This window comes from Bacillus sp. AFS001701 (assembly GCF_002559405.1).
GTDB lineage: Bacteria > Bacillota > Bacilli > Bacillales > Bacillaceae_G > Gottfriedia.
In genome coordinates, this window is sequence record NZ_NTZO01000733.1 from 1 (window position 1) to 254 (window position 254).

The following is a 254-nucleotide window of genomic DNA, read 5'->3' on the forward strand; positions in this document are numbered from 1 at the left end:
GGGTATCCTGCCGCAGTCTCCGCTGCTCCCGGAAGGGTTGACCGTCTTTGAGCTGGTCTCGCGCGGGCGTTTTCCCTGGCAGAACTTTATGCGCCAGTGGAGCGACGAGGACGAGCTGGCGGTGGAAGAGGCCCTGCGCCTGACCGGCACGGCGGAGTTTGCCCATATGCCGGTGGAAAGCTTATCCGGCGGCCAGCGTCAGCGCTGCTGGATCGCCATGGCGCTGGCGCAGCAAACGCCGTATATCCTGCTTG

Annotated in this window: 1 protein-coding gene; it reads left to right on the forward strand. The window is 65.0% G+C overall.

Features of this window, described 5'->3' with window-relative positions; all coding sequences use genetic code 11:
- Positions 1–254 (forward strand): ATP-binding cassette domain-containing protein (locus CN514_RS24915; protein ID WP_141529537.1); only part of this gene is annotated, 254 nt, incomplete at both ends.